Annotated in this window: 20 protein-coding genes; 14 read left to right on the top strand and 6 right to left on the bottom strand. The window is 69.5% G+C overall.

Going from position 1 to position 21,659, the window contains the following annotated elements; all coding sequences use genetic code 11:
• Positions 1-3: 3 nt before the first annotated feature.
• The 3 genes from JX613_RS02755 to JX613_RS02745 all read right to left on the bottom strand — a co-directional run bounded on the left by JX613_RS02755 (position 4) and on the right by JX613_RS02745 (position 2,908).
• Positions 4-1,212: an aminotransferase class I/II-fold pyridoxal phosphate-dependent enzyme gene (locus JX613_RS02755; RefSeq protein WP_207099930.1), complete on the bottom strand. Its 1,209-nt coding sequence runs from the start codon at positions 1,210-1,212 to the stop codon at positions 4-6.
• A gap of 167 nt (positions 1,213-1,379) precedes the next feature.
• Positions 1,380-2,714 carry an amidase gene (locus JX613_RS02750; RefSeq protein WP_207099929.1) on the bottom strand — a complete coding sequence of 445 codons (1,335 nt, stop codon included), beginning with the start codon at positions 2,712-2,714 and terminating at the stop codon, positions 1,380-1,382.
• 2 nt (positions 2,715-2,716) lie between these two features.
• Positions 2,717-2,908, bottom strand: coding sequence for a DUF1674 domain-containing protein (locus JX613_RS02745; RefSeq protein WP_207099928.1), 192 nt, complete (start codon positions 2,906-2,908; stop codon positions 2,717-2,719).
• A 65-nt stretch (positions 2,909-2,973) separates the two neighbouring features.
• Between JX613_RS02745 and JX613_RS02740 the strand changes: the two genes are divergently transcribed.
• From JX613_RS02740 to JX613_RS02695, 10 genes are all read left to right on the top strand, one after another.
• Positions 2,974-4,236: an RsmB/NOP family class I SAM-dependent RNA methyltransferase gene (locus JX613_RS02740; RefSeq protein WP_336512258.1), complete on the top strand. Its 1,263-nt coding sequence runs from the start codon at positions 2,974-2,976 to the stop codon at positions 4,234-4,236.
• A 185-nt stretch (positions 4,237-4,421) separates the two neighbouring features.
• Positions 4,422-6,011 carry a bifunctional phosphoribosylaminoimidazolecarboxamide formyltransferase/IMP cyclohydrolase gene (gene purH / locus JX613_RS02735; protein WP_207099927.1) on the top strand — a complete coding sequence of 530 codons (1,590 nt, stop codon included), beginning with the start codon at positions 4,422-4,424 and terminating at the stop codon, positions 6,009-6,011.
• Positions 6,012-6,124: 113 nt separating this feature from the next.
• Positions 6,125-6,649, top strand: coding sequence for a signal peptidase II (gene lspA / locus JX613_RS02730; RefSeq protein WP_207100101.1), 525 nt, complete (start codon positions 6,125-6,127; stop codon positions 6,647-6,649).
• A gap of 103 nt (positions 6,650-6,752) precedes the next feature.
• A complete protein-coding gene (locus JX613_RS02725) occupies positions 6,753-7,199 on the top strand; it encodes a DUF3035 domain-containing protein (protein WP_336512257.1) in 447 nt (148 codons plus the stop codon).
• Complete coding sequence (locus tag JX613_RS02720; protein ID WP_207099925.1) at positions 7,196-8,410, top strand: cytochrome P450; 1,215 nt, start codon at positions 7,196-7,198, stop codon at positions 8,408-8,410. Before JX613_RS02725 ends, JX613_RS02720 begins: the two co-directional genes overlap by 4 nt.
• Positions 8,411-8,477: 67 nt before the next feature.
• Positions 8,478-9,863: a M16 family metallopeptidase gene (locus JX613_RS02715; RefSeq protein WP_207099924.1), complete on the top strand. Its 1,386-nt coding sequence runs from the start codon at positions 8,478-8,480 to the stop codon at positions 9,861-9,863.
• Positions 9,860-11,191: a M16 family metallopeptidase gene (locus JX613_RS02710; RefSeq protein WP_207099923.1), complete on the top strand. Its 1,332-nt coding sequence runs from the start codon at positions 9,860-9,862 to the stop codon at positions 11,189-11,191. The genes JX613_RS02715 and JX613_RS02710 overlap by 4 nt, the downstream gene beginning before the upstream one ends.
• A 133-nt stretch (positions 11,192-11,324) precedes the next feature.
• On the top strand, positions 11,325-13,118 hold the full coding sequence (mutL, locus tag JX613_RS02705) for a DNA mismatch repair endonuclease MutL (protein ID WP_207099922.1): 1,794 nt from the start codon (positions 11,325-11,327) through the stop codon (positions 13,116-13,118).
• A gap of 10 nt (positions 13,119-13,128) precedes the next feature.
• On the top strand, positions 13,129-13,797 hold the full coding sequence (locus JX613_RS02700) for a hypothetical protein (RefSeq protein WP_207099921.1): 669 nt from the start codon (positions 13,129-13,131) through the stop codon (positions 13,795-13,797).
• A gap of 113 nt (positions 13,798-13,910) precedes the next feature.
• Positions 13,911-14,282 (top strand): DUF3775 domain-containing protein, encoded by a 372-nt coding sequence (locus tag JX613_RS02695; protein WP_207099920.1) that lies wholly within the window; start codon positions 13,911-13,913, stop codon positions 14,280-14,282.
• Here JX613_RS02695 and JX613_RS02690 read toward each other — a convergent pair.
• Positions 14,279-15,466, bottom strand: coding sequence for a PQQ-dependent sugar dehydrogenase (locus tag JX613_RS02690; protein ID WP_237168311.1), 1,188 nt, complete (start codon positions 15,464-15,466; stop codon positions 14,279-14,281). The two genes, JX613_RS02695 and JX613_RS02690, sit on opposite strands and share 4 nt — an antisense overlap.
• A 103-nt stretch (positions 15,467-15,569) precedes the next feature.
• Positions 15,570-16,628, bottom strand: coding sequence for a saccharopine dehydrogenase (locus JX613_RS02685; protein ID WP_207099918.1), 1,059 nt, complete (start codon positions 16,626-16,628; stop codon positions 15,570-15,572).
• Between the two features lie 123 nt (positions 16,629-16,751).
• On the opposite strand from JX613_RS02685, the gene JX613_RS02680 reads away from it, so the two are divergent.
• From JX613_RS02680 to JX613_RS02665, 4 genes are read left to right on the top strand one after another with little or no spacing between them, the layout of a single operon-like run.
• Positions 16,752-17,528, top strand: coding sequence for an MBL fold metallo-hydrolase (locus JX613_RS02680; protein ID WP_237168310.1), 777 nt, complete (start codon positions 16,752-16,754; stop codon positions 17,526-17,528).
• Positions 17,529-17,570: 42 nt separating this feature from the next.
• A complete protein-coding gene (locus tag JX613_RS02675; RefSeq protein WP_207099917.1) occupies positions 17,571-18,512 on the top strand; it encodes an ABC transporter permease in 942 nt (313 codons plus the stop codon).
• On the top strand, positions 18,509-19,321 hold the full coding sequence (locus tag JX613_RS02670; RefSeq protein WP_207099916.1) for an ABC transporter permease: 813 nt from the start codon (positions 18,509-18,511) through the stop codon (positions 19,319-19,321). The genes JX613_RS02675 and JX613_RS02670 overlap by 4 nt, the downstream gene beginning before the upstream one ends.
• The gene (locus JX613_RS02665; RefSeq protein WP_207099915.1) at positions 19,318-20,871 is read left to right on the top strand and encodes an ABC transporter ATP-binding protein; all 1,554 of its coding nucleotides are present in this window, start codon (positions 19,318-19,320) and stop codon (positions 20,869-20,871) included. Before JX613_RS02670 ends, JX613_RS02665 begins: the two co-directional genes overlap by 4 nt.
• Here JX613_RS02665 and fnrL read toward each other — a convergent pair.
• Positions 20,868-21,647 carry a transcriptional regulator FnrL gene (gene fnrL / locus JX613_RS02660; RefSeq protein ID WP_207099914.1) on the bottom strand — a complete coding sequence of 260 codons (780 nt, stop codon included), beginning with the start codon at positions 21,645-21,647 and terminating at the stop codon, positions 20,868-20,870. The two genes, JX613_RS02665 and fnrL, sit on opposite strands and share 4 nt — an antisense overlap.
• Between the last annotated feature and the right edge of the window lie 12 nt (positions 21,648-21,659).

Raw genomic sequence — 21,659 nt, 5'->3', positions numbered from 1 at the left:
CCCCTAGCCCTTCCCGCCGTTCGTTCCATCATACAGCACCGCGCGCAGCCGTTGCAGCGCCGGTTCCGTTTGTTCCGCATCCGCCACCAGGGCGACCCGGATGAAGCCCTTGCCCGGATTATGCCCGTCCACCTCGCGCGAGAGATAGGCCCCCGGCAGCACCTGCACGCCCGCCTGCGCCCACAGCGTCCGGGCCGCCTCCTCGCCATCCGCGACGGGCAGCCACAGGAAGAACCCGCCGGGGATGGGGCGGTAGCCCGGCACATTGCCCAGCACGCGGTCGGCGATGGCGTATTTCTGCTGGTACAGCGCGCGGCTGGCGGCCACATGCGCCTCGTCCCGCCAGGCGGCCTCGCTGACGGCCTGGGCGGGCAGCGACAAGGGCGCCCCGGCATAGGCGCGCAGGCGGCGAATCAGCGCGACATGGTGGGCAGCGCCCGCCACGAAGCCCGACCGCAGGCCGGGCAGGTTCGACCGCTTGGACAGCGAATTGAAGATCACCACCCGGTCGGCCAGCCCCATGTCGGTTGCCACGGCCAGGGCGCCGGGCGGGGGGGCGTCGCGCCAGATCTCGGAATAGCATTCGTCGGCGAAGACCAGGAAATCGTGCCGGTCCGCCAGGGCGATCAGCTGTTCCAGGTAATCCCGATCCGCGATCGCCCCCTGCGGGTTGGCGGGCGAACACAGATAGGCGATGGCCGTGCGGTCCAGCACGGCAGGCGGCAGGGATGCATAATCGGGCAGGTTGCCGGTGTCCGGCGTGGCGGGCACGAAGACGGGCTCGGCCTGCACGGCGGCGGCGGCGACCGCATAGACCTGATAGAAGGGATTCGGGATCAGGATCGCGGGACGTGCGCCGTTCTTCCGTTCCGGGCACAGCGCCAGCGCCGCGTTGAACAGCCCCTCGCGCGTGCCGTTCAGCGCCATGATCCGGTCGGGCGCCACGTCCAAGCCATAGCGCGTCCGCAGCCAGGCACCGATGGCCGACAGCAGCCCCGGCGTGCCGTCGTTCGGCGGGTATTTCGCGAATCCGGCGATATTCGCGGCCATCACGGCGGCCACGAAATCGGGTATGGCATGGCGCGGCTCGCCGATGGTCAGCACCGTCGGGGTTTCGCCGTCTTTCAAGCCCGGCTCGATGCCGGACAACAGCGCCCGCAGACGCGGGAACGCATAGTCCGGCAGGTTCGAGAACCGCTCGGGGATCGCCATTCTGCCTCGCTTTCAGGGTCTTCGGCCCCGTTTATCACTGGAAACACTAGCGTGATCGCGCCCTTGCGTCCAGCGAAAGCCGGGCGGCTTCTTCTTCACACAAATATCCTCGGGGGGTGAATTGGCCGCAGGCCAAAAGGGGGCGCGAGCGCCCCCTGCCTGCCCCATCAGGCCACGGCCAAAGCCGCCTCGGCCCCCGCCGCGACATGCAGCAGGTGCCCGTCCCGCCCCGCATGCCCCATGATCGAGATCCCGCAGGCAGGGTGCCCGGTGGGCAGCGTGCAGACCGGCAGGCCCAGCAGGTTGCCGATGCGGGTGTTGCGCAGGGTCAGCAGGTTCGCGCGCACGAACTCGTCCCCGTCCGCCATCAGCCGCGCGGCATTGGGCGGCAGGATCGGCACGGTGGGCAGCAGGATCGCGTCGTGACCGGACGCCACCTCCTTGATCCACTTGCGCCGGATCCGCACCAGGCTTTCCCAGGCGGCGACGTAATCGGGGGCGCTGACACCGGCCCCGCTGCGGAAGCGGTCCAGGATCGGCTGCCACATCAGTTCCGGCGCATCCTCGATCTGGGCGCGCCAGATGCCATAGGCCTCGGGCGCAAACAGCGCGGCCGACAGCGGCATGGCCTTCGCCACCCAGTCCGACGAGATGCGCGTGACCTGCGCCCCCGCCCGGGCCAGCCGGTCCACCGCATCCTCGAAGGCCGCGACCGGGCCCTCCTCGGCCCCCTCGAAGGGCAGGCCGTCCAGCACCATCAGGCGGCGCCCGGCGATATCCGCGCCGGCCAGGTCGGCGGCCCGCGTTCCCGCCATCAGCGCGAACAGTTCGGCGCAATCCTCGACCGTGCGGGCGATGGGGCCCACCACGTCGAACTTGCGGCACAAGGGCACCACGCCCTTTTCGGGCAGCGAATCGCGCGTGGGCATGAAGCCCACCAGGCCGTTCCAGGCCGCGGGCACCCGGATCGAGCCGCCCGTATCCGTCCCGACCGCCGCCGCAGCCAGGCCCAAAGCCACCGAGACCGCCGCCCCCGAGGAAGACCCGCCCGGCGCAAGGTCGGGGTCCAGGGCGTTCGGCGGCGTGGCCGTCCGGGGGTTCAGCCCCAGGCCGGAAAAGGCCAGTTCCGTCATGTGGGTCTTGCCCAGGCAGATCGTGCCCTGGCGCGCGGCGCGGGCCAGCACGATGGCATCCTTGCGCGGCACCCGGCCTTCCAGCAGCCTGGACCCGGCCTCGGTCACGGTGCCGCCGCTGTCGATGTTGTCCTTCCAGCTGATCGGCACGCCGTCCAGCAGCCCGCGGCGTTGTTCCAGCTTGGCGCGGTCATGGGCGGCCACCGCCTCGGACCGGGCGCGCGCGGCGGTCACGCGGGCATAGATGCGCCGGGCGTCGGGATGGGCCTTGATCGCGGCCAGATAGGCCTCGGTCTGGTCGATGGGATCCAGAAGGCCCGCCATGATCGCGCGCCCCTGCTGGGCGGCCGAGGCGCGCAGCCAGTCCATGCTCAGAAATCCACCGCGAGGCCGTTCTTTTCGTAATCGCCGAAGCGGACAGGTTCGGGCCCGTCGCGGCCGCCATATTCCTTGGGCAGGGGCTGCGCGGCAGCGGCCTGCCTGCGGCGTTCGGCAGCCTCGGCCAGGGCGCGGATCGCCTCGGGCGGCAGGGGGGCCCGGTCTTCGTGCGAAAGCTCGCTCATGGAAACATCCTTCAACAGGGCGTATGGGTCAGTCTTCCGACAAGACATAGGCAAAGGAAAGCGATTTGGCAAAGCAGGGCGTGGATATGGCGCGGTCGGGGGTCTTGCGCCTGCTGGCGGGCGTGCGGGACGGGCTGTCCCTGTCGGACCAGACGGGCGCGCTGAAGGGCCTGGCGCCCGCCGACCAGGCCCGCGCCGGACGGCTTGCGGCCGCCGTGCTGCGCCACCAGTCGCGCGCCGACGCGGTGATCGGGACTTATGTCACCCGCAAGCCCACGCCGCAGGTCGCTGACGTACTGCGGCTGGCGGTGGTCGAGATGCTGGAGCTGGGCGGCGCGGCGCATGGCGTCGTCGATGCGGCGGTCAACCTGACCCGCAGCCTGGGCAAGAAGGGCGAGGCGGCGGCGGGCATGGTGAACGCCGTGCTGCGTAAGGCGGCAGGCCACGGGGGATGGTCCGCCCTGCCCCCGCAGCCGATGCCCGCCTGGCTGCGAGAGCCCGTTGCGATTGCCTATGGCGAGGACGCAGCCCTGGCCATCGAGTCCGCGCATCAGGCCGGCGCCCCGCTGGATCTGACACCGAAGCCGGGTGTCCTGATCGAAGGCGCGGACCTGCTGCCCACCGGATCCCTGCGCATCCACGGCCCTGCGCAAGTTTCCGCCCTGCCCGGCTTCGCGGGGGGCGACTGGTGGGTCCAGGACGCCGCCGCCGCCCTGCCCGCCCGCCTGCTGGATCCGCGCCCCGGCGAACGAATCGCGGACCTTTGCGCGGCCCCGGGCGGCAAGACGCTGCAACTGGCGGCGGCAGGCGCACAGGTGACGGCCGTGGACATCAGCCCCGCCCGCCTGAAACGCGTGGCCGAGAACCTGAACCGCTGCGGCCTAAGTGCCGATCTGGTCGCGGCGGACGCGCTGGACTGGCGGCCCGACGCCCCCCTGGATGCGATCCTGCTGGACGCGCCCTGTTCGGCCACCGGCACGATCCGCCGCCACCCCGACCTGCCCTTCCTGCGCGACGGATCGGGCATTCCGGCGCTGGTGGACCTGCAGGCCCGCCTGATCGACCACGCCCTGTCCCTGATCCCGCCGGGCGGGCGCATGGTCTATGCCGTCTGCTCGCTGCTGCCCGACGAGGGCGAGGCGCAGGTCGCCGCAGCCCTGTCCCGCCATCCCGGCCTGACGGTGGAAACGCCCGCCCTGCCCGGCACCGATCCCGCCTGGATCACCCCAGAAGGCGGCCTTCGCACCCGCCCCGACTATTGGCCGGACCGGGGCGGCATGGACGGCTTCTTCATGGCGCGGCTGCGCAAGCGGGGCGGGGGCGGCTGAGGGGCGCTGCCCCTCTTGGCCTGCGGCCAATTCACCCCGGGATATTTGGGTGAAGAAGAAATTGCTGCGTTTCTTCTTCACTTAAATATCCTCTGGGGGACCGGGGGGCGAAGCGCCCCCGGCTTCGCCACTGGACCTTCGGCCCGCATGCCGCTAAGCCACCGCAAACCAGATGCGAGGCCCCCATGTCCCGTCCCGTGCCGATCCGACGCGCGCTGATTTCCGTTTCCGACAAGACCGGGCTGATCGACTTCGCCCGCAAGCTGGACGCCCGGGGCATCGAGATTCTCTCCACCGGCGGCAGCGCGAAATCGCTGCGCGAGTCCGGGCTGACGGTGGTGGACGTGGCCGATGTGACGGGCTTCCCCGAGATGATGGACGGCCGCGTCAAGACGCTGCACCCTGTCGTCCATGGCGGCCTGCTGGCGCTGCGCGACAACCCCGAACACCTGGCCGCGATGCAGGCCCATGGCATCGGCCCCATCGACCTGCTGGTCGTGAACCTTTACCCCTTCGAGGAAACCGTGGCCAAAGGCGCGGGCTACGACGACTGCATCGAGAACATCGACATCGGCGGCCCGGCGATGATCCGGGCCGCGGCCAAGAACCACGGCTTTGTCACCGTGATCGTGGACGTGGGGGATTACGACGCCCTGCTGGCGGAACTGGACGCCAACGACGACCGCACCACGCTGGGTTTCCGCCAGCGGCAGGCGCAGATCGCCTATGCGCGCACCGCCGCCTATGACGCCGCCGTCAGCACCTGGCTGGCGGGCGCGATCGGAGAGGACACGCCCCGCCGCCGCGCCTTTGCGGGCACGCTGGCGCAGCCCCTGCGCTATGGCGAGAACCCGCACCAGCAGGCGGCCTTCTATGTCACCGGGGACAACCGCCCGGGCGTCGCCACGGCGCGTCAGTGGCAGGGCAAGGAACTCTCCTACAACAACATCAACGACACCGACGCGGCATTCGAGCTGGTGGCGGAATTCGATCCGGCCCAGGGCCCGGCCTGCGCGATCATCAAGCACGCCAACCCCTGCGGCGTAGCGCGGGGCGCGACCGCGCTGGAGGCCTACAAGCGCGCCTTCGACTGCGACCGCACCTCGGCCTTTGGCGGCATCATCGCGCTGAACCGGACGCTGGACGGCGCGACTGCGGAAGAAATCGCAAAGATCTTCACCGAGGTCGTCATCGCCCCCGACGCGGACGAGGACGCAAAACGCATCTTCGCCGCCAAGAAGAACCTGCGCCTGCTGACCACGGGCGGCCTGCCCGATCCGCAAGCCGCCGGGCTGGCCTTCCGCCAGGTCGCGGGCGGCTTCCTGGTGCAGGGCCGCGACAACGGCCATGTGGGGCTTTCGGACCTGAAGGTCGTCAGCGACCGCCAGCCGTCCGAGGCTGAACTGAACGACATGCTGTTCGCCTGGACCGTCGCCAAGCACGTGAAATCCAACGCCATCGTCTATGCGCGCGACATGGCGACCGTCGGCATCGGCGCGGGCCAGATGAGCCGCGTGGACAGCACCCGCATCGGCCGCCGCAAGTCCGAGGACATGGCCGAGGCGCTTGGCCTTGCCCAACCCCTGACGGTCGGCGCGGTCGTGGCCTCGGACGCCTTCTTCCCCTTCGCCGACGGGATCGAGGCCCTGGCCGAAGCCGGCGCCCGCGCCGTCATCCAGCCCGGCGGATCCATGCGCGACGACGAGGTGATCGCGGCGGCCAACCGCCTGGGCCTGGCGATGGTCTTCACCGGCCAGCGGCATTTCCGGCACTGATGCAGCACGAACTGCCCCTGGACCCGCCGCCCCCGGCACCGGCCCAGCACCCGGCGCCCAAGACGCGTCGTCCGCGCGCGCCGAAGAAACCCGCGCCCCCGCCCCGCACGAACATGCGGATGGTGGCCTGGGTGGCGGGGCTGGTCTTCCTGCTGGACCAGGCGCTGAAATACTGGGTGGTCCATGTCCTGCAACTGGACCGCGTGCGCGAAATCGACGTTCTGCCGCCCTGGCTGAACCTGCGCATGGCCTGGAACCAGGGGGTGAACTTCGGGCTGATGGCGTCCGACACCGATGTCACGAAATGGATCCTGATCGCCGTGGCGGTGGTCATCGTGGCCTGGGTCTGGATCTGGATCTGGCGGTCCGATGCGGGGCGTTTCGCCCGCGTCGCGGCGGGGCTGCTGATCGGCGGTGCGCTTGGCAACGTGATCGACCGGCTGCTTTACGGGGCGGTGGCGGATTTCCTGAACATGTCGCTGCCCGGATGGCAGAACCCCTACAGCTTCAACGTGGCCGACATCGCCATCTTCGCGGGGGCCATCGGGCTGGTGCTGGTCCCGCAGAAGAGAGAGGCCGCGACGCCTGCCCGCAAGGGGCGCGACAAGACCCGTGACGGGGCGGGCAAATCCGGCTAGAACGGGCCGCAAGAACCGAAGGGACAGGGACATGCAGGCATTCGTCAGGGGAGTCGCGGTTGCGGCCATTGTTGGGCTTTCGGCCTGCGGCAGCAACCAGCTGATGAATATCGAGACCGGCCAGAACAGCCCGGACGAATTCGCCATCCTGCCGACCCGGCCCCTGTCCATGCCGCCGGATCTGGCGCTGCTGCCCACCCCCACGCCGGGCGGGGCCAACATCACCGACCCGAACCCGAATGCCGATGCCGTGGCAGCCCTGGGCGGCAATCCGGCGAGCCTGGCCGATCAAGGCATTGCCGCAGCCGACGGGGCGCTGGTCGCCCATGCGACGCGCCGCGGCAGCGACCGGGCGATCCGCGAAAAGCTGGCGCAGTCGGATGCCGACTGGCGGTCCCGCAACAAGCGCCGCCCGCTGGAGGCGCTGTTCGGCACCACCGTCTATCAGCGCGCCTACCGCCCGATGGCGCTTGATTCGCAGACCGAACAGCAACGCTGGCAGCGCGCGGGCGCGATCACCCAGACCTCGCCCGCCCCGCGCGAGGAATGACGGCGGATTTCGATCCCGCGCAGCCCGGTTTCGGCGAAAACCCCTGGCCCGCCTATGCGCGGCTGCGGGCGGCGCCCGGCTTGCCCTTGTGGCAGGGCTTCCGGCTGGCCTCGCGGTTCGCCGACGTGCAGGCCATCGCGTCCGACCGGCGGATGGTGCGGGGCACCGCGATCTTCGGCCCCGACGAACAGCGCCGGATGCAGCGGGCCGAGAACTTCCACGACATGCCGTTCCACGAACGCTTCGTGCAGACCTCGATGCTGGAACTGGACGGGCCGGACCATGACCGGCTGCGCCGCGCGGTGTTTCCCTTCTTCACCAAAAGCCGCCTGGAAAGCCTGCGCCCCTTTGTCACCGGATGGGCCGATGCCGCGCTGGACCGGCTGGTCCCCCGGGGCCGCTTCGACTTCATCGCGGATCTGGCGGCCCACCTGCCGGGCCAGGTCATCGGCCACCTGATCGGCACCGATCCCGCGCTTGCCCCGCAAATGACGCAATGGTCGGAAGAAACCGTCCGCTATTTCGACGTGAGCCGCCGCACCCCCGCCCGCAAGGCGCAGGCCGAACGGGCAGTGATCCTGTTCCACGACGCGCTGCAAGACCTTCATGCCGCCCGCAAGGCCCGGCCCCAGGGCGACCTGATGTCCGCGATGATCGGGGCCGAGGATGCGGGCCTCTTGACCCATGACGAACTGATCGCCACCGTCATGCAGATCCTGCACGCCGGGCATGGCTCGACCATCGACGTGATGGGCAGCGGGCTGCACGCGCTGCTGGCGCACCCCGACCAGATGGCGCGGCTGCGCGCCGACCCCGCCCTGATGCCCACGGCGGTGCAGGAGATGTTCCGCTTCGCCCCGCCGCTGGTCTTCTTCCACCGCTATGCCAGCGAAGATCTGACGATCGCCGGGCAGGGCTGGCCCCGCGGCACGAAATTCGGCCTGCTTTACGCCAGCGCCAACCGCGACCCCGAGGCCTTCCCGGACCCCGACCGCTTCGATGTTGCGCGCAGGCCGAACCTGCACCTGTCCTTCGGCGCGGGGCCGCATGTCTGCCTGGGCAACAACCTGGCGCGGCTGAACATGGACATCCTGTTCTCGCGCCTTCTGGCCCGGACCCGCAGCATCGAAGCCGCAGGCCCCGCCACCTGGAAAGCCGGCCTTCAGGCGCATGGCCCGCTGTCCCTGCCCATCCGTGTCACGACACATTAGCGTGTGACAGGTTGCACGCAGCTCCGCCTTTGGTCACTTTCGCCCAAGACCAAGGAGGTTGCCCCCCATGCATCGCCCGACCCTGCTGGCCCTGACCCTCTGCGCCACGCCCGGCCTGGCCCAGACGCCCGGCCCTGATACCAATGGCGTCACCCATTTCACCCTGCCCAACGGCCTGGAAACCGTGGTGATCGAGGATCACCGCGCCCCCGTGGTCGTGCAGATGGTCTGGTACAGGATCGGTTCCGCCGACGAACAGCCCGGCAAGTCGGGGATCGCCCATTACCTGGAACACCTGATGTTCAAGGGCACCGAGAAACTGGAACCGGGCGAATTGTCCAAGACCGTGACCGCCAATGGCGGCATGGACAATGCCTTCACCTCCTATGACTACACCGCCTATTTCCAGCGCATCGCCTCCGACCGCCTGCCCCTGGTGATGGAGATGGAGGCCGACCGCATGGCCAACCTGCGCATCGGCGAGGATGACTGGCAGGCCGAACGCCAGGTCGTGCTGGAGGAACGGGCGCAGCGCGTGGACAGCGACCCCGCGTCGCTGTTTGCCGAGGAACGCAACGCGACGCTGTTCTATAACCACCCCTACGGCCGCCCGGTGATCGGCTGGCGGGCCGAGATGGAGGGGCTGACCCGCGACGACGCGCTGGCCTGGTATGGCGATCATTATTCCCCGAACGAGGCGATCCTGATCCTGGCGGGCGACGTGACCCCCGACCGCGCCCGCGAACTGGCCGAGCAGTATTACGGCCCGATCCCCGCCAAGGGCGAGGCCGAGCCGCGCATCCGCCCGCAGGAACCCGCCCAGCGGTCGCCGCGCCGGATGGAGATGACCGATCCCCGCGTGCCCCAGCCGGTGATGACGCGCAGCTATCTCGCGCCCGAACGCAACCCCGGCGACCAGAAGGACGCAGCCGCCCTGACGGTGCTGGCGGAACTTCTGGGCGGGTCCATGCAGACCTCGGTCCTGGGGCGGGAACTGGCGCTGAAGGGCAAGGCCCTGTGGGTGAACGCGGGCTATGACGGCTTTTCCGTCGATCCGACCAGCTTCGGGATTTCCCTCGTCCCCGCCGACGGCATGGCGCCCGAGGAAGCCGAGGCCGAACTGGACCGCGTCCTGGCGGGCTTTCTGGAAAAGGGCCCCGATCCTGCCGATCTGGACCGCGTGAAGACCCGGATCGAGGCCGCGCGGGTTTACGAACTCGATTCGGCGCATGGCCGGGCCTATGACTATGGGCAGGGGCTGGCGACGGGGCTGTCAGTCCAGGACGTGAACGACTGGCCCGACATCCTGGCCTCGATCACCGCCGATGACGTGATGGCCGCCGCCCGGCAGGTTCTGGGCAGCGAGGCCACCGTGACCGGCTGGCTGCTGCCCGCGCCTGCCGAGGAAGCCCCCGCCCCGACCGAATCCACCAGCCCCGAGGTGCAAGGATGATCCGCGCCGCCATCGCCCTGTTCTTTGCAACCCTGGCCGTCCCGGCTCATGCCATCGACATCCAGGAAGTCACCTCGCCCGGGGGCATCAAGGCCTGGCTGGTCCAGGACGACACGATCCCCTTTGTCGCGGTGGAATTCGACTTCAAGGGCGGCGCCAGCCTGGACGCGCCCGGCAAGCGCGGCGCCATCAACCTGATGACCGGGTTGCTGGAGGAAGGTGCGGGCGACCGTGATTCCGTGGCCTTCGCCCAGGCGGTCGAGGATCTGGGCGCGCAGTTTTCCTTTGACGTGGGCGACGATTCGCTCTCGGTCGGGATGAGGGCGCTCAGCGAGAACCGCGACGAGGCCGCCGCCCTTCTGGCCGAGGCGCTGACGCAGCCCCGCTTCGACGATGCGGCGGTGGAGCGTGTCCGCGCCCAGGTCGCATCCATCATCCGGTCCGAGGCGACCGATCCCCAGGCCATCGCCGCCAAGGAAATGTCGCGCCAGGCCTGGGGCGATCATCCCTATGCGACCTCCATCAACGGCACGCTGGAATCAGTGGCGGCGCTGACCCGCCCCGATCTGGTCGCGGCCAAGAACCGCGTGCTGGCCCGCGACCGCGTGGTGGTGGGCGCGGCAGGCGACATCTCGCCCGAGGATCTGGGCCTGCTGCTGGACAAGGTGCTGGGGGGCCTGCCGGAACAGGGCACCGCGCCGCTGCCGGAACCGGCGCAGCTGCAACTGACCGGCGGCGTCACGGTGATCGACTGGGACAGCCCGCAGACGGTCGTCAGCTTTGCCGGGCCGGGGCTGCCCATCGACGATCCCGATTACTTCGCGGCCTATGTCGCCAACCACATCCTGGGCGGCGGCGGCTTCAGTTCGCGGCTGATGGAGGAGATCCGCGAAAAGCGCGGGCTGACCTATGGCGTGGGCACATCCCTGGCGACGGGGATCTATGGCCAGACCTGGCAAGGCGGGATGGCGGGGTCGAACGCCACCACGGGACAGGCAGTCGATCTGATCCGTGCCGAATGGGACCGGATGGCGCAGGGCGTGACCGACAAGGAACTGGCCGACGCCAAGACCTATCTGACCGGCGAATACCCCCTGCGCTTCGACGGCAACGGCAAGATCGCGGGGATCCTGGCCGGGATGCAGCTGATCGGCTTTCCCATCGACTATGTGAACACCCGCAACGCCAAGGTCGAGGCGGTGACGGCCGAGGATGTGAAGCGCGTGGCCGCGCGGCTGCTGGACGCGGACAAGCTGCGCTTCGTGCTGGTGGGGCGGCCCGAGGGGATCGCGGCGACGGACGGGGCCGAGGTTGAGGCGGTGAACTGATTCCGCAGGTCTGATTGCGTCCCGCGACGGCCGGGGGACTTCACGTCCCCCGGACCCCCTGTGGGATATTTGGACCAAGGTGAAACCAGGGAATTGCTTCCCACCCTATCCCGCCCCTGCTAGATTTGGGTCCATGAACACCCACGCCCCCCATATCCGCCCCGTCATCCGCCAGCTTGACGAGGCCACCGCCAACCGCATCGCGGCGGGCGAGGTGGTGGAGCGTCCGGCATCCGCCGTCAAGGAACTGGTGGAAAACGCGCTGGACGCCGGGGCCAGGCGCATCGACATCGCCATCGAGGACGGCGGCAAGCGGCTGATCCGGGTCTGCGACGACGGCTGCGGGATGATGCCCGACGACCTGCCGCTGGCGCTCTCGCGCCACGCCACCAGCAAGATCGACGGCACCGACCTGCTGGCCATCCGCTCCTTCGGCTTTCGGGGCGAGGCGCTGCCGTCGCTGGGCGCGGTCGGGCGGCTGACCATCACCTCGCGGGCGCGCGGCGGCGAGGGCGCGATGATCGCGGTGGCGGGCGGCAAGGTCACGCCCGTGCGCCCGTCAGCGGCCAATCCGGGCACGGTAGTGGAACTGCGCGACCTGTTCTTCGCCACCCCGGCCCGGCTGAAATTCCTGCGCGGCGACCGGGCCGAGACGATGGCGGTGGCCGAATGCGTCCGCCGCCTGGCCATGGCCGAGCCCTTCGTGGGCTTTACCCTGAGTGCCGACGGCAAGGAGATCTTCCGCGCCGACGCCGAGCAGGGCGAATTGTTCGACGCCCTGCAAATCCGCCTGTCCCGCGTCATGGGGCGCGATTTCATCGACAACGCGATCCCCATGGATGCCGAACGCGACGGGCTGCGGCTGTCGGGCTTTGCCGCGCTGCCGACCTATTCGCGCGGCGCGGCGGTGGCGCAGCATCTCTATGTGAACGGCAGAGCCGTGCGGGACAAGCTGCTGACCGGGGCGCTGCGGGCGGGCTACATGGACGTGCTGGCCCAAGGCCGGCATCCGGCGGCGGTGCTGTATCTGGCCTGCGACCCGCAGCTTGTGGATGTGAACGTCCACCCCGCCAAGGCCGAGGTCCGCTTCCGCGATCCCCAGGGCGCGCGCGGTCTGCTGGTCAGCGCCCTGCGGCACGGGCTGGCGGGGGCAGGGCATCGCGCGTCAACGACCGTTGGGGACGCGACGCTGGCCGCGTTCCGCACCGAACCGGCGGCGCGGGCATACCAGATGGATTACCGGCCATCCGCAACGGCGATCCGCGCGAGCCTGGATCTGCAAGCGCCCGCCATGGGCTTTGCCGAGGCGCCCTCGGCCCGGGCCGAGGATCCGGTGGCGGTCCCGGCGGAGGCCCCCTTGGGCGCGGCCCGGGCGCAGATCCATGAAAACTACATCATCGCCCAGACCGACGACGGGCTGGTGATCGTCGATGCGCACGCCGCCCATGAACGGCTGGTCTATGAACGGCTGAAGGCCCAGGCGGCGGCCACCGGCATCGCCCGCCAGGCCCTGCTGATCCCCGAGATCCTGGACCTGTCTGATGCCGACGCCGCCCGCATCCTGGCCGTCGCGGAGGACCTGGCCGACCTGGGCTTGGTGATCGAACCTTTCGGCGGCGGGGCGATTGCCGTGCGCGAAACCCCGGCCATGCTGGCGAAGCTGGACCTGTCCGCCCTGATCCGCGACATCCTGGACGACCTGGCGGACCAAGGCGCGTCCGACCGTCTGCGCGGGCGGCTGGATGCGGTCCTGTCGTCCATGGCCTGCCACGGATCCGTCCGGTCCGGCCGCCGCATGACGGCCGAGGAAATGAACGCCCTCTTGCGCGACATGGAGCGCACGCCCAAGTCCGGCCAGTGCAACCACGGCCGCCCCACCTGGGTCAAGCTGCGGCTGGCCGATATCGAGCGGCTGTTCGGGCGATAAGGATGACCGCATGCAGGACAAAGCTGCACAACAACAGGTTCTCATACGCGTACCTGCTTCGCTTGAACTAAAGCCAGCAAGGGATCAAGCTAAGCGATACGACGCCGTGCAACGAGGAAATGCCGACGCCTATGATGATGAAGCATGGTTCGACCTGCGCTGCCAAATGGAAAACGCGAACTATCTTCAGGCAGCTCCGCCATTTTGGCATGACAACGCGTGGCGCCTTCGTTTTAAGCCTGCGCCTCGACGCGCCGATACGATGCGACGGTTGCAGCCCCTGCGGCGGCGCTGGCGGAAATGGATCCGGCCACCAGAAGGATCACCCCGGGCCTATGCTCCACGGTTTGATGGAGATTTCTTCGGCAACTGGATACGCCGATTAACGGCACTTGGAGTCTTTTCTTCGATTTTTGCTATACTGGTTCAGACCAGGGTCAGGCTGAAGGAACTGAAGGCAATCGACTTGGCAGCGTGGAAGGCCGAACCCGGCGCGCAGCGGTTGCTGAGTTTGCTGACGATCACCGAAGGACTGGTCATATGCCTTCTGGTCGCCATCGCAATCGATCTTGCTTATTATACGGCCCGCCGCTTGTACCGGGTGACAGGCCTGAGCGTTGCAGGACTACCGTATTCCTTTCCATCCTGTTTTACCTGTGTGGGGCGGGGATCTTCATGATCGCCGAAAGCGTGCGCCAAATCACTGTAGATCTGAATGCGCAAACCCAAGCGCGACCCGATTGACCACCGCCCGCAACGGCGCGACAGTCGGCCCAATGAAGGAGCCGTGCCATGCTGCAGATCAGTCCCGCGAAGATCGCCCATATCATCATCCGCGCGCGCGAATACGACAGCGGCGTCAACCCCTGGGCGCATTCGGGCGGCAGGCCTCAGCATGGCGTGCGCAGCGAGTTGCGCGACTTCATCGCCAACCTGAACGAGGACGAGCAGGCGTCGCTGGTCGCCGTCATGTGGATCGGGCGCGAAAGCTTCGAGCCCGAGGAACTGGACGAGGCCATCGAGACCGCGCGGGTCGAACGCACCACACCCACCGAGGACTACCTGATGGGAGAGCCGCGCCTGGCCGACCTGCTGGAGGCGGGGCTGGACGCCCTCGGCATCTCGCCCGAGGATGCCGAGGATGATGTGAACCGGCCGGTCTAGGAATCGCTTCCCGCGGGCGTCACGCGGATCAGCTTGCCGTTGTCGTCGTCCGTCAGCAGCATGATCGCGCCGTCGCGGGCGACCTCGACCTCTCGGACGCGGCCGATGCCCTGCAGGTGGCGGGCCTCGCCAGTCACGCGGTCGCCGTCCATCTCCAGCCGGACCAGGGCCCCGGCGCGCAGCCCGCCGATCAGCAGGTCGCCCTGCCAGTCGGGGAACATCGCGCCGTCATAGAAGGCCATCTGGCCGGGCGCGATCACCGGATCCCAGTAATAGACCGGCTGCTCGGTCCCCTCCAACTGCGTGATCCCCTCGCCGATGGGACGGCCGCTGTAGTCGAGGCCATAGGTCACGCGCGGCCAGCCATAGTTGCGGCCCGCCTGCGGGCGGTTCAACTCGTCCCCGCCCTTGGGGCCATGCTCGATGGTCCAAAGCCGCCCTTGCCCGTCCAGCGCCGCGCCCTGGACGTTGCGGTGGCCCCAGGACCAGATCTCGGGCAGCGCCTCGGCCACGCCTGGATCGCCCATCGGCGCCCCGGTCTCGGGGTCGATGCGGACGATCTTGCCCAGGGTGGTGGTCACGTTCTGCGCATAAACCCGCGATTCGGGGTTCGATCGTTCGCCGGTCGTCACGAACAGCCCGCCCTGCCCGTCGAAGACCAGGACCGATCCGTAATGCTTGGTCGAGGCCCAGGCGGGCTGCTGCTGCCAGATGACCTTGGTGCCCTCCAGCCTGCGGCCATCGGCGGACAGGGTGCCGGTGGCCACGGCGGTGGCGGTCTTGCCGCCCTCTCGCGGTTGGGCGAAGCTGATCCAGACGCGGCGAGTATCCGCGAAATCATCGGCCACGGCCACATCCAGCAACCCGCCCTGGTCGCGGGTGTCGATCGGGGGCAAGCCATCAATGGGGCCCGAGAGGGTGCCGTCCGCCCCGACCAGGCGCAGGTTGCCCGCGCGTTCCGTCACCAGCCAGGTACCGTCCGGCAGTTCGGCCAGGCCCCAGGGATGGTCCAGCCCCTCGGCGATCACGGTCTGGTCCAGGGCCACGTCATCGGCCAGAACCGGCGCGCGGGTCTGGTTTTCAAAGGCCGGCTGCTGGTCCGGGGCATTGGGGGCGGCGGCGTTGAAATCCTGCGCCAGGGCGGTTCCGGCAAGCAATGCCGCCGCGGCGGTCAGGGTCGTCATGCGGGGGGACGGTCGGGACATGCGAGCCTCGCTGGGTGTCGGATGGTTGCTGGCCGAACACCCCGCAGGGGGCGGCGTTCCGCCCTGCCCCATCACGTCTGTGTCAGGCTAGACGCGCCATGTGTTCGTCGAACAGAGCCCCCGCCCGGCCCCATGGCCCGTCCTCGATCCGCTCCAGCCGCGCCAGCACCGGCAGCAACTGCCCCGCGTAATCTTCCGAACTTTCGCGCGGCAGCAGCGAGGGCAGGTTGTCGATGGCCATCACGTCCAGCGGCGGATGGTCCGCCACCCTCAGCACCGGCTGGCCCCAAGTGGTCGCGCGGTCATAAACCCTGATCGGGGAAAAGTCGCTGGCGGGGTCGCAGGCCACGTCGCCGATCACCGTCAGGGCGCGGGCCCTGGTTCCGGCATCGGCGGGGACAAAGGCCGGCGCGCCCGGCTGGGCCAGGATCGCGTTGATGAACAGGTCATGGGCCAGCACTTCGGGAAAGGGGCCGCCATGGGCAGTCTCGGCCATGTCCCAGCGGGTGACGGGGACGTTCATGGCGACCAGAAGGTCGGCGGCGCCCCTGCCCACCCGGCCCTTGGCGCCGATCACCAGGGCGCGCGGGCGGGGACGGCCCGTAGCGTCCAGTTGCGCGCGCAATTCGTCCAGCAGCTGCGCCCTGTCGGCATAGGCCTGGACCGGCCCACAGATCCCGCCGCGCGCTTGGGCAACCCAGGCCTTGAGGCTGACCGCCGCCCCCGCATAGCCCGCCCAGTATCCGAAGGCGGCCAAGCGGCCGCCCGCATCGTCCGTCAGGTATTCCAGGTCGTAAAGCCGCCCGCCGCCCGCCGCGAACCGGCGCAGCAGCGCCTGGCCCGCAGGCTGGCCCTTGAAGGCATGGCCGAACATGACGTGGCGGTGGCGCAGGGGGGTGCCGTCCTCGGGCAGTTCCTTGAGGCCGAAGACGATGGCGTCGTTAGGCGCCGTGGGCCAGCTTCCCTCGGGGACGACCGTGGCGCCCGCGCGGGCATAGGCGTCGATGGGCAACACGCGGCGGGGGCTGTCCTCGACCGTGACGGTGAAGCCCTGGGCGATCAGGCTTGTCACGCCTTCGGGGGTGATGCCCACCCGGTCCTCGTTCGGGCGGCTTTCGGCCCGCACCCACAGATGTGTCATCGCCAACCCTTGCCCCTTGATAATCCTGCCTTCTAGACCGCCCCGGCGGACAGCGGCAAGGGAACCCCGCAGGCGCGGCGCGTGTTCCATCGCGTTCCCATCCCTGTGCCCCGGAGCGTTCCGATGATCCTGTCCCGCCGCGCCAGCCTGATGCTGGGCCTTGCCACCCTTGCCGCCGCCGCCATGCCCCGCACCCCCCTTGCCCAGACCGCCGCGCCCGCCTCCTTCGCCTATCCGGTCGAGGGGGGACAGGTCGTCTTCCACCCGGTCGATCACGCCTCGATGGTGATCGAGACGCCGGGCGGGGTGATCTATGTCGATCCGGTGGGCGGCGCGGATCTGTATCGCGGGATGCCGCAGCCCTCGCTGATCCTGATCACGCATGAGCATGGTGACCATTTCGACCTGCCGACCTTGCAGGCGCTTCCCCCCGTCGCGATCATCGCCAACCCGGCGGTCCACGGGATGCTGCCCGCCGACCTGCAGGGGCGCGCCACCGCCATGGCCAATGGCGACCAGGCCCAGGCCATCGGCATGGGGATCGAGGCCGTGCCCGCCTACAACACCAGCCCCGACCGGCTGCAATACCACCCCCAGGGCCGCGACAACGGCTATGTCCTGACCATCGGCGGCAAGCGGTTCTATATCGCGGGCGACACCGAGGACACGCCCGAGATGCGCGCGCTAGAGGGCATCGAGGTCGCCTTCCTGCCGATGAACCTGCCCTATACCATGACCGTCCGGCAGGCGGCGGATGCGGTCGCCGCCTTCAAGCCCGCCAGCGTCTTTCCCTATCACCACCGGGGCAGCGACCTGGGGGAATTCGCCCGGTTGGTCGAAGGGTCAGGCGCGGGCAGCCTGGTCGTCCTGGCCAACTGGTATCCGCGCGGCGAGGGCTGACGCGCCTTTACCGGGCGCGCAAGGCAGGCTAGCACTGCGGCCATGCTGCGATACCTGTCTCGCCGGATGATCGTCTTGGGGCTGAGCCTGCTTGCAGCCTCGGCCCTGATCTTTTCCGTGACCGAGCTTGTGCCCGGCGATCCCGCCAGCTTCATGCTGGGCACCGGCGCGCAGCCGGAAACCCTGGCCGCGCTGCGCCAGCAGATGGGCCTGGACCGGCCCCTGCCCCTGCGCTACGCGGCCTGGGCGGGCGCGATCCTGCAAGGCGATTTCGGCACCAGCTTCACCTACAGGACGCCGGTCGGTGCCATGATCGCCCAGCGGTTGCAGGTCTCTCTGCCGCTGGCGCTGATGGCGCTGGCGCTGGCGGTGGCTGTCGCGCTGCCGGTCGGGCTTTACGGCGCGGCGCGGCGGGGCCGTGCGGGCGGCGGGCTGGCGATGGGGGCCACGCAGCTGGGCATCGCGCTGCCGAACTTCTGGTTCGCGATGCTGCTGGTGCTGGTCTTCGCCGTCCGGCTGCGCTGGCTGCCCGCGGGCGGCTTTCCCGGCTGGTCCGATCCCGGGGCGGCGCTGAAATCCCTGATCCTGCCGGTGGTCGCGCTGGCCCTGCCGCAGGCCGCGATCCTGGCCCGCGTGCTGCGGTCCGCCCTGGTCGAGACGCAGGCCCAGGACTATATCCGCACCGCCCGCGCCAAGGGGCTGACCAGCGGCCAGACCCTGCGCAGACACGCGTTGCGCAACGCGCTGATCCCGGTCCTGACCATCCTGGGGATGCAGTTTTCCTTCCTTCTGGCGGGCGCGATCATCATCGAGAACGTCTTTTCCCTGCCCGGCCTGGGGCGGATGATCTTCCAGGCCATCACGCAGCGCGACCTGATCGTGGTGCAATCGGCGGTGCTGGTGCTGGTCGCGGCGGTGAACGCCGTCACCTTCCTGGTCGATCTGGCATACGGGGCCGTGGACCCCCGGCTGCGCCGCGCATGAGGATGGCCCTGACCCTGGGCGGCGCGCTGGCCGGGCTGGCGCTGGCGGCGGCGGTGCTGTCGGCGGTCTGGACGCCCTATGATGCCGGCCAGATGGCCATCGCCGACAAGCTGCGGCCGCCCTCGGCCGCGCATTGGTTCGGGACGGATCATTTCGGGCGCGACATCCTGTCGATGGCGATGCTGGGGGCGCAAACCTCGATGGCGGTGGCGCTGGTCGCGGTGGTGATCGGCATGGGTCTGGGCGTGCCCCTGGGCCTGCTGGCGGCGGCCCGTCGCGGCACCTGGGTGGATGAGATCGTGATGCGCGGCAACGACCTGGTCTTCGCCTTTCCGTCCCTGGTGATCGCCATCCTGATCACGGCGGTCCGGGGGCCGTCCGCGCTGAACGCGATGATCGCCATCGGCATCTTCAACATCCCGGTCTTTGCCCGCGTCACGCGCGGGGCGGCGCTGCCGGTCTGGGTGCTGGACTATATCCGCGCGGCGCGGGTGTCGGGCAAGGGCGCGGGCCTGATCAGCCTTCAGCACGTCCTTCCCAACATCGCGGGCCTTCTGATCGTGCAGGCCACCATCCAGTTCAGCCTGGGGATCCTGGCCGAGGCCGGGCTGTCCTATGTGGGCCTTGGCGCGCAGCCCCCCACCCCAAGCTGGGGCCGGATGCTGGCCGAGGCGCAGACCATGGTGACCCTCGCCCCGCATGTGGCGGTCATTCCGGGGCTGTGCATCCTGCTGACGGTGCTGGGCTTGAACCTGCTGGGCGACGGCTTGCGCGACGCGCTGGACCCGCGCCTGCGGGTGCCGCGATGATCCGGCTGGAGGGCCTGTCCGCCGTCCTTGGCGGGCAGCCGGTGCTGGATCAGGTGTCGCTGGATCTGGCGCCGGGCAGCATCACCGGGCTGGTGGGCGAATCGGGCAGCGGCAAGTCGATGACCGCCCTGGCGATCATGGGGCTGCTTCCCCCCGGGACGCGGGCCACGGGCCGGGTCATGCTGGACCGCCGCAACCTGCTGGACCTGCCCGAGCCCGAGATGTGCCGCATCCGGGGCCGCCGCATCGGCATGATCTTCCAGGAACCGATGACGGCGCTGAACCCGCTGATGCCCATCGGCGACCAGGTGGCCGAGGCGCTGCGCCTTCACGGGGGCCTGGACCGCACCGCCGCGCTGGCCCTTGCCCGCGAGCGGCTGGACCGCGTGGGCCTGCCCGCGCCCCGCTTTCCCTTGACGCTTTATCCGCACGAACTGTCGGGCGGGCAGCGCCAGCGCGTCGCCATCGCCATGGCCATCGCGCTGCGCCCCGGCCTGCTGATCGCGGACGAGCCCACGACCGCCCTGGACGTGACCACGCAGGCGCGGATCCTGGACCTGCTGAAAACGCTGGCGCGCGAGGACGGCATGGCGCTGCTGCTGATCACCCATGACCTGGCCGTGGTGGCGGGCATGGCTGACCGGGTCGCGGTCATGCAGGGGGGCCGGATCGTGGAAAGCGGCCCGGCCGAGGCGGTGTTCCGCCAGCGCCGCCATCCCTATACCCGGCAGTTGATCGCGGCCTCCGGGTATCGTCCCGCGCGCAACCCGCGCCCCGTCCCCCCGCCCCTCCTGGAAGTGCGCGAGGCGGTGCGCGACTATCGCCTGCCCCAGGGCGGGTTGCGCGCGCTGGACCGCGTCAGCCTGACGGTCGGGCGCGGCGAAAGCGTCGGGCTGGTGGGCGAATCGGGCTGCGGGAAATCGACGCTGGCGCGGGTGATCCTGGGGCTTGATCCGTTGCAGGCGGGGCAGATCCGGCTGGACGGGCAGGATGTCACGGCAGGCCGCCGGATGCCGCGCAGCCTGCGGGCGCGGATGCAGGTGGTCTTTCAGGATCCTTTCGGCAGCTTCGATCCCCGCTGGCGGGTGGAGCGCCTGCTGGCCGAGCCCTTCCACCTGACCGGCCGCCCGCCCGATTGGCGCGACCGCGTCGGCGCGGCGCTGGAGGAGGTGGGCTTGCAGCCCACGGATGCCCGCAGGTTCATCCACGAATTTTCCGGCGGCCAGCGCCAGCGCCTGGCCATCGCCCGCGCCCTGATCATCCGCCCCGCCCTGATCGTGCTGGACGAGGCCGTCAGCGCCCTGGATGTCCGCGTCCGCGCGCAGGTGCTGGACCTGCTGGCGCGGCTGCAGGCCGATCACGGGCTGTCCTACCTGTTCATCAGCCACGACCTGTCCGTGGTGCGCGGCATGGCGGACCGCGTCCTGGTCATGCAGGCGGGCCGCATCGTCGAGGAAGGCCCGCCCGAACAGGTCATCGGCGCGCCCCGGCACCCGCAGACGCAGGCCCTGGTGGCGGCGATGCCGGTGATTCCGGCGGAGTGGGTCTAGCTCAGATAGCCGCCATCCGAATCATCGCCCGATTCCTCGACCAGGCGGGCGAAGTCCGGCAGGATGATGGCGCGCTTGCCCACAAGCTCGATCACGCCCTCGCGCTTCAGGGCGCTGATCTGGCGGCTGACGGTTTCCAGCGTCAGGCCCAGGTAATCGGCCATCGCCTCGCGCGTCAGGGGCAGCTCGATCTGCATCCGGCCGCCGGGATTGCGCTTTTGCAGCGCCGCCTCGCGCCGGGCGATGATCGTGATGAACGAGGCGATCTTCTCGCGCGCGGTCTTGCGGCCCAGAAGCAGCATCCATTCGCGCGCCGCGTCCAGTTCGTCCAGCGTCATCTCCAGCAACCTGTGCGCGACATGGGGCGTGGTGCGCATCATCTGCTCGAACGGCTTGCGGCGGAAGCAGCAAAACACGACCTTTGTGGCGGCGATGGCGTTGTAGGGGGCGATGTCGCGGCTGGGGCGGCCCAGGAAGTCGCTGGGCAGAAGCAGGCCCACCATCTGCGTGCGCCCATCCTCCAGCGTCTGCGTCAGGGAGGCCACGCCGCTGACCACGGATCCCACGAAGTCCATCCGCTCGCCTTCCCAGACGATGGGCTGGCCCGGCTCGAAGGCGCGGTAGAACTTCATGTCCTCCAGCAGGGCAAGCTCGTCCGTTTCGCAATGCGCGCACACGGCACGATAGCGGATCGGGCAGTCGCCACAGCGTTCCCCGCCATCCTGGCTGGTGGATTTCTGGTTGATCTGGGTCAAGGCAATCTCGCGCGTTGTCATCTAACTCTAACG

The organism is Paracoccus shandongensis, from assembly GCF_017315735.1.
Lineage (GTDB): Bacteria > Pseudomonadota > Alphaproteobacteria > Rhodobacterales > Rhodobacteraceae > Paracoccus > Paracoccus shandongensis.
The sequence above is the reverse complement of the archived record's forward strand: the minus strand, read 5'-3'. Positions and strand labels throughout refer to the sequence as shown.